Below are 245 nucleotides of genomic sequence, written 5' to 3'. Positions count from 1 at the left end.
TATTCGCACGCCTTCGATATGTCGGCGTCCTGCGAACGCTTGATGCCGCCGCAGAGCAACAAGACCACGGCTTGCCCGGATTGCGCGTAATAGACGCGGTAGCCTGGCCCTACGTCGATACGAAGCTCCCACACCCCTTCCCTGTATGGCTTGTGGTCGCCGAAGTTGCCAAGCTCGGCGCGGTAAATGCGTCGGTCGATGGCGATCTTCGCTTTGCTGTCCTTCAGCTTGTCGCGCCAGTCCGC

The 245-nt window shown here is 60.8% G+C and carries 1 protein-coding gene; it reads right to left on the bottom strand.

What is annotated here, in order from left to right; all coding sequences use genetic code 11:
• Positions 1-245 (bottom strand): type II toxin-antitoxin system RelE/ParE family toxin (locus tag AXE65_RS05810; protein WP_068389382.1); only part of this gene is annotated, 245 nt, incomplete at both ends.

The sequence above is a fragment of the Ventosimonas gracilis genome (assembly GCF_001580025.1).
In the GTDB taxonomy this organism is placed as follows: Bacteria; Pseudomonadota; Gammaproteobacteria; order Pseudomonadales; family Pseudomonadaceae; genus Ventosimonas; species Ventosimonas gracilis.
Note: the sequence above shows the minus strand (reverse complement) of the source record. Positions and strands in the feature narration are given on the sequence as shown.